The organism is Escherichia sp. E14S1 (assembly GCF_004211995.1).
In the GTDB taxonomy this organism is placed as follows: Bacteria; Pseudomonadota; Gammaproteobacteria; order Enterobacterales; family Enterobacteriaceae; genus Escherichia.
Window position 1 is genome coordinate 25,410 of the sequence record NZ_RHJQ01000019.1, and the last position, 10,480, is coordinate 35,889.

Genomic DNA, 10,480 nt, shown 5'->3' on the forward strand with positions numbered 1-10,480 from the left:
GATGTTTAACCGGGTATTTAATGGCAGGCAACGGCGCAGCGATGAAGCGGAAAAACCCTTCTGGATCTCCTATGCAGACCTGATGACCGCCATGATGGTGCTGTTTCTGGTGGTGATGGTGGCGTCACTTAGCTCTGTTACGCAGCGGATCCAGCAGGCGGAAGCGGGGGAGAAATCGCGCGGGCATGATATTGCTCGCCTGTGTGAAAAACTTGAGCTTCAGGCAAAGAATCTCAACAAGACGATTCAGGTTGACTGCCATGACAACCGTATCAGCTTTGGTGAAGCAGGGCGTTTTGAGCACAATCGCTTTGCGCTTAACGCCGAAGGATTACAGGCGCTACAGGATGTGGTGCCGTTAGTGCTGGAAGCGGCAAATAGCGATGAAGGCAAAAAATGGTTTAAGCAAATTGTTATAGAAGGTTTTACGGATACTGACGGTTCTTATCTCTATAACCTGCACCTTTCGTTGCAACGCTCGGAATGGGTGATGTGCAGTCTGCTGGATAGTAGAAGCGCGCTACAGCAAAAAATAACCTCGGAACAACAGGTTCAGATCCGCAAATTATTTCTGGCGGGTGGGGTTTCGTTTAACAATGCGAAAGAGAGCAAAGAAGCCAGCCGTCGCGTAGAACTGCGGATGCAATTCTTTGGTCTGAAAGACAAAAAGCACGACGAAAGCATGGATGTTGTTCCTGGCATTAGTCAGGAAACCTGTCAGTTGGGAGCCATGCAATGACTTGCGCTATTGAAAAACTGAAAACCCGTTTGCTGCCCTATCGGGAGCAGAACTTGCAGCCGACGGTAAGTCATGCTTTTCACTATCTTCAGCGCGTTATCGCGCAACTAGAGAGGAAGGTAGATGCTCGCGCGGTGCAGATGGTTCCCCCTCTGGAGAAACGCCGACAGGCCATTGCCCGGCTGCGTGCGGGGGATACGCCAAAGCCCTTCGAGTGGAAGATGATTTTTTTTGGTCTTAATGACGTGGCTGAAGGCGATCTGTTTGAAATTGCATTGATTGATGATGCAAAAAACTTCGCGAGGATTATCGCTGAAATTGAACAAAAAATTGCGCAGCAGCGGTTAACACGCCGCGAATGGCTGGCGTTATGTACCAGCTACTTTGGTCATTCCAGCGATGCACCGGAAAAGAATCCGCAGTGGCTTCAGCTACGCACGCAGATTGCTCGCGGGTTTCAACAGCTAAAAGAGAGTGCGCCGCGTCAGATGTCCTGGATGTCGGTCATTGACACCTATAGCGATATTTTTACCGATAATGCAGGTTTTCTTCTCGGACAACAGCTTGGGCGTGGAGATATCACGGATATTTCGGTGCTGGAGAAAGTCGCACAAATTCCGCAAACCAGCTGGTTATGGCGCAAAATTGTTAACCACCTGGTCAATGAGATTTTTTGCCTGACTGACGATGATTTTCAGCAGAAAATTCATTCTATTATCGCCTTGAGCCGCCAGCTTACGCGGTTTAAAGATAATATTCTGGCAGCCACTCTGACCCGTTATTATCAGTCGGCTTTTAAACATCAAACACATTTCGAACTCAAGCAATTGGCCCTGGAATATTGGGGAAATCCGCAGTTAACCAGTCGTAATAAAAGCTGGCAGGTTCACGTTGAAAATCCCGTATTACTGATGGTGCAAGGCTGGTTCGCCAAAGACGATCTGAAACTGTTCTTTGAATTGCTGAAAGGTAATCGGGATGTTGACCATGCGCGCCTGTTCTACTGGCTACGTTTTGCCAACCAAATGAGCTATACGCGCATTGTGCTGGGCGAAGATGCGCTGCGATCCAAAGATGTCGATTATGTTGAATTCAGGGCGAAAAACGCAGGGCGATTAAGCCGCCTGCAAGGTTCTGGTTCACGCGATAACAACGCCATGATTATGCGCATTGGTGATTATCTGTTTGTCGAATTTTCGAAAGTGGGGGCAATGTATGCCTACCATATGGGGAATGCGCCCTTTAATCCGGAAACCGGCATTCTTGATATTGATTATGATCTGAAAGATAAGCGGAATAACCGCCGTAAAGTCCGGTTGCGTTTACCGCATTTATCGCCGGTATTTCTCTACTCACTCAACCGAATTGAGGGGTGGATGAGCCGATATGACGAAGAACTTCGTAAGCTGGGTATTGATTACGTTGCGGAAGATATAAATCAGTCTTCTGTCACTTTGGATATCTCCCGTTTCAATGCCTCAAAGACCATGAGTCGGTCAGTGCCTGCATCGTTACCTGAACGTGAAGTCAGTGATGCAAAGTCAGACCGGGAAGAGCAAATCAAAATCATCGCCTCCTCGTTAAAAGCCAAAAAAGGTCTCCCCGACCGGGAACAACAAATCCGGGAGATTATTCGTTCGGTCGATTGCAAAGTGATGGATAAACGAGGGCTTGGGGGCGCAATCCATATTCATTTCAATGAACCAGACCATGAAGCGGCGCAAAAATTACTCAGCCTTGGGTTTAAACCTGTGCTGGGTAAATTTACTTACTGGAGCAAATAGTGTTTAAAAAATTGTTGGGTAAATTTATTAAAGAGAATACTTCACTACCTGCTTCATTTGTGCCGCTGTATGTAATGAAAGAAGAGGGGTTTGCTTTCCCCTTTAGTCTTGCCGATAGCGAAGATAACTGGCCTGTCGCCTCATGCCTGGAACAGCTTCATGAGGAAGATTATGTTTCACACTGGTCGGATTGCTGGTTTCTTAGCTGGGATGATTTTTATCACATCCGGAAAAATGACGACTATGCCAGCAGTCTGGCGATTTTTGCTTTCCCCCCACAGCGCAATCTGACGGCTCATCTTGCTGCAACAGGAAGCATTAGCGATGACACTTTTCGCGTTTTCATTGATAAATGGACCCTACCTGATGACTATCGCCCCGTTGAGATAACCAGCACAGGAGCCAGCTTTTCCTCTGCGGAAGGCACCTTTGTGTTAAGTGAAGAGAACTGGCAGCTTCTGGACGCACTACACCAACTCAGATTGCAGCAGCGACAGACGCCGGGCGAAACGGTCAACCAAACCCGTTGGGCCAAAATACGGCGGCAGGCCAAAAAAGCAGGGGCAAAACTGGATGACTATCTCGCGAAAACGATCGTCATCAGGCCGGAATCGTTGCAGTTAAAACTGCGAAAATCGCTGGTGGTGGATACTCCGGTACTGGAAATTGAACCTGTTTTTGATGAGCAGCCTGCCAACTGGTTACAGAGTTTTGACCGTACGCAACAGGTACAGGATCGTTACCGTGTTTTAGGGGACGACGGTGTCTTAAACCATGTCATTCTTTCCCCTGAAGTCAAAGACGTCTTGACCTCCGTGCACGCTATTACGGGACGTCGCGTGGCGGGGGATGATGCGCTCTCATTTGTTCGCAACCCCTACACCTGGATTGGTGAAGAGGCGAGCCAGGTGCTCGATCCTGACGTTTATGAGCAGAATTTGCAGGACGCCGGGATCTACTTTTATGATTTCCGTCTGGAGCCGCAGATTGATGAAAACAGGCAAATTGCGGCGGTAACGCTTCTTCTCAGCCCCAGAACTGAGCAATCTGTGGCGGATGAAACCTATATCTTTAAACGTCCAGGTGAACTGGCGGCGTTGCTCTCTGAATTGGAGCAAAAGTTAGCGGCACAACTGCCCGCCGGAGTCTGGCAGGGTTACGATCTGGAGCTTTCCAGATTCAGCCAGGAAGAACTGCAAGGTTATCAGGCGTTGCTTGAAAACTGGCAGCACCAGGCGGCGGGAATGAATTTTACCCACGTCCTCGATCTGAACAAATACAGCGACCGGGTTATCGGGATCGGTGAATTTGAAAAAATAAGTTCGCCTTATCTGGTCAAAAGTGAAAGTGAAAAATGGCTTCCGGAGAACCTTGCGCAAGAGATGTGCGAGGCCATGTTCTCTGGCTGGGATCTCGATAATCATCAACATTTTCAGGAACTGGAAGAGCGGCTGGAAGAGGCAAAAGCCACGGATGCGCCGGAAGTCGCCATGCCCTGGAACGACAACCTTTTGCCCCGTGAAGAAGCAGAAATTTTCCACGATAAATGGAAAAAGAAAATCGACGGTGAAATAAATGATGGCGTAAGTAGTGAACCGGTCAGTCGTGCCGTTCTGCTGATAGAACAAAATATCGAGCAGGCGCTGTATGTTAAACAACGGCGGGATTCCTTGCTCGGCGCACATCAGGCAGAAGTCGAACTGCCGATGATCCTCAAAACGTCCATTCAGCTACGTGAACACCAGCGTAAAGGGGTAGCGTGGCTCCAGCAGTTGTATCTAAAGTCGCCAATAGAGACGGCGGGATGTTTACTCGCAGACGATATGGGGCTGGGTAAAACCTTACAGATTCTAACTTTTCTCATCTGGCATCGTGAACGTTTCCCGGATGCGCCTCCTTCGCTGATTGTTGCTCCGGTGTCGCTACTCGATAACTGGGAGCGCGAGGTTGGGAATTTCTTCCTGCGCGAGCAGGTGTCGATTTTAAAACTCTACGGTAATGAACTTAAGGCTAAGAAATGCGCGAAAGAGAGCATCCCTCAGGCGCTTAAAAGTAAGGGGATTAAGAACTTACTACAAAGTGACTGGGTGGGGGACGCGCATATTGTTCTTACCACCTATGAGACGTTACGCGATCAGGAATTTTCCCTGGCTCGCCAGCCCTGGTCCATAATGGTGTGCGACGAAGCGCAGAAAATTAAAAATCCGGCGGCATTAATTACCCAATCGGCAAAAGCCATTCAGGCACAATTTAAAGTCGCATGTACCGGAACTCCGGTCGAAAATACCCTTGTTGATCTGTGGTGTTTATTTGACTTCGTTCAACCGGGGTTGTTGGGGGCTTTAAACAATTTTGGTAAAGATTATTTACGCCCAATTGAGCAACAGAATGATAATGCTGTCCTCGAATCGCTACGTAAATTAATTGAACCGCAGACGCTGCGCCGCACCAAAGAAGAAGTGGCGAAAGACCTGCCGGAAAAGATTGAAGATCAACGCTGTAAACAGTTGAATATGCTGCCATTGCAACGGGAGCTCTATACCCACTCGGTTGCAAGCTGGCGAAACCAACAGGAGATCAGCGAAGGGCTGGATCAACGAGGCTCAGGTATGCTGGGGTTACTGCATCGCCTGAAACTTATTTGCGCATGGCCTTATTCCGTAAGTGCAGATTTGCGCTTACGGAACGATGCTCCGAAAGTAAAATGGCTGCTGGAGACATTAAACGCCATTCGCCAGTCATCTGATGACAAAGTGATTATTTTTACGGAACTGCGCGATATTCAACGAGAACTGCAACATCTGATTGTGCAGCATTTTGGCTTTAAGCCTTTTATTATTAATGGTGATACCAGCACCAAATCTGGCAGCGATCAAAATCGTCAGAGTCTGATCGATGCATTTCAATCAACGCCCGGTTTTAACATCATTATTTTATCCACCATCGCGGTTGGGTTTGGCGTCAATGTCCAGAAAGCAAATCATGTCATCCACTTTACCCGTTGCTGGAATCCGGCGAAGGAAGATCAGGCGACCGATCGGGCATACCGTATCGGGCAGCAGAAAGATGTTTACGTCTATTATCCGACGGTGCGTGATACTCAGTTAATGACTTTTGAAGAAACGCTGGATGAATTACTGAACCGACGCCGGGCATTGGCGAGAGATATGCTCAAAGGGGCAACCGATCTGACCGCCGCAGATTTTGAAGCAGTGCTGGCGGGTACTCCCCTGGCGTAGGGAATGCCATGGGCGAGTAAATCGACAGGGATTTGCTATTGCTTTATTAATGAACAACAAAGATATTTTGTGAATGTACGAGTTGACATTCATATGAAAAAAATCATAATTCCGTCATGTTCGCGTAGGGCAGTTTCTGTATCTTATGCATCGCACCAGGGCCTGACAGGAAATATGCTGTAAGGTTCGTATCAAAAAACCGCCATTAGCTCATCAGGAAGAGCAGACGACAACCAGGATTGTTGTATGGTACGGGGTTCGAGGCCTCGATGGCGGTCCAATTTCTCAATTGGGTTGGTTACAATTATCAGCTCACCGATGTGTCACCGCTTCATAAATCAGCCGTAGCGCAAAGACACCAATAATCGCACCAATAACCCGACTGGCAACGCGCTGCATACGCCCGTATGCACGACGCACGGCGGGTAAAGAAAACGCCTGACTAAGAAATACACGCCAGATAATAGATGCGAGCACAATCCCCGCCCAGGCCATAAACCGCGCCCAGGTCGGCGTTTCTGCGCTTAACGTCACTGAGAAGATACTGATAAAAAATAAAACTGTTTGTGGATTAGAGAGATCGGTAATGAGTCCACGGCGGAAAAATACATACCAGGGAGCATTAAGCGGCTGCTGTAATGCGCTCATCTGTGGTGTTGATTGTCGGCGCATACTGTTCCAGGCAAACCATAAAAGATAAGCGCCGCCGACGATTTTAATGAGTGAGAAAATCTCTTCACACTGGGTAATGAGCGTCGCCATCCCAAACAATCCCAACCCGGAATAGATGGCATCGCCAAGCGCCACGCCAAGCCCGGTGAGTACACCTGCACGACGGCCTGAGGCCAGGCTGGTTTGTACCACGACAAAGAGATTTGCCCCCGGATTAAAAAAGGTGATGACGAACAATCCGACGGTCAGGTAAACGGCGTGCAAAGGGTCCATAGTGATTTCACCCATAAATAAGCTGAATTAACTTCATCATATTTATAGTAAAAATGACTGAATGCGAGCGCGATCACAAAGGTTGTCGATCTAAGAGAGTGCCACCCGTACTGTGACAGGTGGCAAAGGGGTATCAGAAGAGATATTTCATGCCCAGCATTCCCTGGGTATCGCTGTAACCATTGTCACCCAACTGCTGGGCGACGTTGCCCCACAGTTGCAGACGCGGGGTAAGCTGACCTTCTACCCCCATTTTTAACTCGCCAATATTACGCGTGCCAGTAATTGCATCGCTGATGCCATCCATTTTCACGCTGTAATTGCGTGAGTTATAAATCCAGTTGGCTTCCACGAAAGGCTGGAAGGAACGCTCTTTATGATCATCAATAGCATTATGACCCTGCAGATACGCTTTCACCCCCAGACGCGTTTGCAGGTTGCCTTCGGTGCTGTCCTCAACCAGCGTGCCATTGTCTTCCGTATGATTGTCTGCCTTCACATCCATCCACGTCAGTTGCATTTTTGGCTGCAACCAGTAGCTGGTACGCGCATCTGCGCTTTCACCAAGACGGAAGGTATAACCCGCTTCAATGGCGGCGGTGATGCCGTCAGAGTGATACTTTTCACTGGGCAGATACTCGCCGGAGACGGTGTTATCAAACCAGTTATAGAGCAACCAGCTGTCAACATAAGTCCCGGTTTTGTCTGCTTCGTTAGCGTACCAGGTGCCATACACGCCCACACTGTAGCCGTCGATTTGCCCACGTGAGCTGTACCCGGTCAGGCTGGAATGCGTGTGACTCTTGCTGTTGGCATAGCCAGCCATCAGGCCGAGATGCCAGCGATCGAGTGCGTTACTGCTCCATTGCGCAAGATCGCCGCCCAGTTGCAGAACATAACGGTTGCTCTGGGTATTCAGTTCATCCGAACGATCTTTAAAGCGGTTATGCCCGCCAATGTTACGCATCCACAAACTGGTCACTTTCTGCTCGCCAGTGAGCAGGTCGGTGTATTGTGTTTCCCCCAGACGGTCATGCAGCCGGGTATTAAACAGCGTATTTGCCGCCTGAATATTGGCCAGATAGCTACCAATTTCCGGGCGATACTGATGTTTTCGTTCTGGTTGTGGAACAGATGGCGTAACAGGTGGCTCCGGTGTCACAGGCGGTTCTGGTGTTACAGGGGGCTCAGGTGTTACAGGTGGCTCAGGATCGGGTTCCGGGATGACGGGCAGTACCGGAGGGATATACGGCCCTGCGGGAATTTCACTGGTTAAAAACCAGTTCTGGTTGTCGCTTTTTACCACGTTGTAGTCATAAGGACCGGCAACAATACGTCCCTCTTTACTGAAAACGCCCTCTGACAGGCCGTCAACCTCGACAATTTTTATCCCTTCCAGGGTTTCCGCGCCCAGGCCGCCCGCATTGTTGACCATAATGCGGGTGCTACCGGAAGTATCACCTTTTATGATGAGTTTATCCGTTACGGAATTATCATCGCCTAATACAGTATGCATGACTAACAGGCCATCATCGGCGGTGTAGTTGCCGTTAATGGTCAGTGTGGTCGGCGTGAACTCGTGACCCTGTTCATACGAAGACAACGTTGTTGTTCCAGCCAGCGCCAGAGTATTTAATGTTTGCGAATAAGTGTTTAAATCGAGATGGCCTTCACTGTCGACAATATAATCGGAGTTGGGGCTGAAGGTATTTTCTTTACCTGCGCGTAGACTGCCTTTGGTTATATTGGTATCACCAGCATAGCTATTGGAACCAGATAATGTTGTCGTTCCTGAGCCAACTTGATTAATCTGGCCGTTCCCCTGAATATCGGAGGCCAGCAGAAAATCGGTACTGGAGTGATTAAAGTTTACTATCGAAGAGGAAGAAGCATCTGCAGCCCCCAAATGAATAAATGGCGTATTAATCGAACCAGCAGGCTGTTCAGCCTCACCTTGCGCACCACCAATATTTAAAACACCTGTGGCGCCAGGTGCGAGAGTAACCCAGATAAACGAATTGGCATTGATTGTTGCACCATTATTAACGGTAAGGATACCGGTAGTATTAAAAGCAACATCTGGGCTGAATCCACCAAGATAAACATATTCAGCATTCAATGTTGAATTTTTACCATCAACCAGAACCTCGCCATAACTATTACGATTTTTTGATGCGCTATTGCCTGGATAAGCATATCCAATAGCTACCTGAGCTGAGGTAGTGAGTGTACCGCCATTCGTAATACGTAAATTGCCGATTCCCTGATCGCCAACAATAGCAATGTTAGAGGAAACCGATGAGTCTTCCCCATCAATAACCATCAACCCTTTGGCATCACCATAATACTCGCCAATCCTTAGTTCCTGCAGGCCACTTATCTTACTGCCTTCTAACACGTATACTGTGCCGGAACCTTCATTTGTGCCCAAATACAATTTTGATGTAGGAGTATCAAACTGCCAGTTGGTATGGTTGGATAAAGTGAGGGAACCTTCAGAGTTATTACCTACGGTAGCATTAGCAGTAATAAGTGAAAGATTATCAATGAGTAATGAGCCATTAGAGTTTTGACCTACATTCAAAGAAGTAAAATGATTCCATCCGGGATCGTAACCTTCAGCGGCAATAACTTTTGCCTCTTCGCCATTATTAATGGTAACAACGCTATTTGCATCTGTGGGTGGGGTTACAGCCAGGGATACGGGTGTAAATAATACCGTTGAAATGGCTATCGCCCGTGTCGATAAGCTTTTTTTTGCTGATTTCATATCACTCACTTTCATCCTTAAATTTAAATGGCGAGATGTTTCTTATTGCACTATTTTTCTTCCTGAAGCCTTGTAAGGCGTAAACATGCAAGTTGCTAAATAAGAATATCTGTAATATTAGATGCAATAAATTTATTAAAGTGTTAGTTGTTCATTGTATTGATTGGTTTTAGTGGTTTGTACGTGGAGTTAATGTGGTTTTTTTATGTCGTTTAGAAAAAACACATCTAATAATCCTAAACTTTATGTAAGTGAAATAAAGAAAAGGTATGGAAATTACATGAATAGATGGTTGGTGGCTTTTTTGTTCAGAAAAGTAATGTGGTTTGTGTGAATTTTATATTGGATTTTAGCGGAAGCAGGAATTTGAGATTTTTATGAAAATTAATTTAAGGAGCACCAGCGATAATTGTCATGAGCGTTATTAAACAACAGGAGAGATGTGGCTATTGTTGAGAAAAATACAAATATAATCCCTTTTTCTGTGGGTTTTTCCTGAACGCTGAACCACTTATTAATCAACCCTGATGATGACTGTTATCTTCAGGGTATTGCTCTAATCACACATCATGGCAGGATACGACGGTACCGTAAGAGAGGTCGGATATATGAATGCAACTAACTTCCGTTACACAGATGAAAAATAACTTGCACAACGGGAGGGGCTATATATGGCGTGCAAAGGAGCCATAGTGATTTCACTCATAAATAAGCTGAATTAACTTCATCATATTTATAGCTGAATGCGAGCGCGATCATAAAGACCAGGGTTCGAAAAAGAGTGCCACCTGTACGTGACAGGTGGCAAAGTGGCATTAAAAGAGATATTTCACGCCCAGCATTCCCTGGGTATCACTGTAACCATTGTCGCCCAACTGCTGGGCGACGTTGCCCCACAGTTGCAGACGCGGAGTAATCTGACCTTCCACCCCGACTTTTAACTCGCCTGCGTTACGTGCGCCGATGATCTCATCGCCGATGCGATCCATCTTCACGCTGTAAT

Annotated in this window: 6 protein-coding genes; 3 read left to right on the forward strand and 3 right to left on the reverse strand. The window is 47.3% G+C overall.

The genetic code is table 11. The annotated features are described in order from the left end of the window. The first annotated feature begins 1 nt into the window (after position 1). From zorB1 to zorD, 3 genes are read left to right on the forward strand one after another with little or no spacing between them, the layout of a single operon-like run. The gene (zorB1, locus tag D9734_RS19355) at positions 2-739 is read left to right on the forward strand and encodes a type I Zorya anti-phage system protein ZorB1 (RefSeq protein ID WP_130209798.1); all 738 of its coding nucleotides are present in this window, start codon (positions 2-4) and stop codon (positions 737-739) included. Beyond that, entirely contained in the window at positions 736-2,523 is a 1,788-nt protein-coding gene (gene zorC / locus D9734_RS19360; protein ID WP_130209800.1) for a type I Zorya anti-phage system protein ZorC, read from the forward strand. Before zorB1 ends, zorC begins: the two co-directional genes overlap by 4 nt. Next, complete coding sequence (gene zorD / locus D9734_RS19365; protein WP_130209802.1) at positions 2,523-5,762, forward strand: type I Zorya anti-phage system protein ZorD; 3,240 nt, start codon at positions 2,523-2,525, stop codon at positions 5,760-5,762. Before zorC ends, zorD begins: the two co-directional genes overlap by 1 nt. A gap of 312 nt (positions 5,763-6,074) precedes the next feature. Here zorD and D9734_RS19370 read toward each other — a convergent pair whose 3' ends face one another. The 3 genes from D9734_RS19370 to D9734_RS19380 form a co-directional block, all read right to left on the reverse strand. After that, positions 6,075-6,707 carry a LysE family transporter gene (locus D9734_RS19370; RefSeq protein ID WP_130209804.1) on the reverse strand — a complete coding sequence of 211 codons (633 nt, stop codon included), beginning with the start codon at positions 6,705-6,707 and terminating at the stop codon, positions 6,075-6,077. A gap of 133 nt (positions 6,708-6,840) precedes the next feature. Beyond that, positions 6,841-9,486: an autotransporter outer membrane beta-barrel domain-containing protein gene (locus tag D9734_RS19375; RefSeq protein WP_130209806.1), complete on the reverse strand. Its 2,646-nt coding sequence runs from the start codon at positions 9,484-9,486 to the stop codon at positions 6,841-6,843. An 806-nt stretch (positions 9,487-10,292) separates the two neighbouring features. After that, the coding region (locus D9734_RS19380; protein ID WP_130209808.1) for an autotransporter outer membrane beta-barrel domain-containing protein at positions 10,293-10,480 on the reverse strand (188 nt) is incomplete at its 5' end.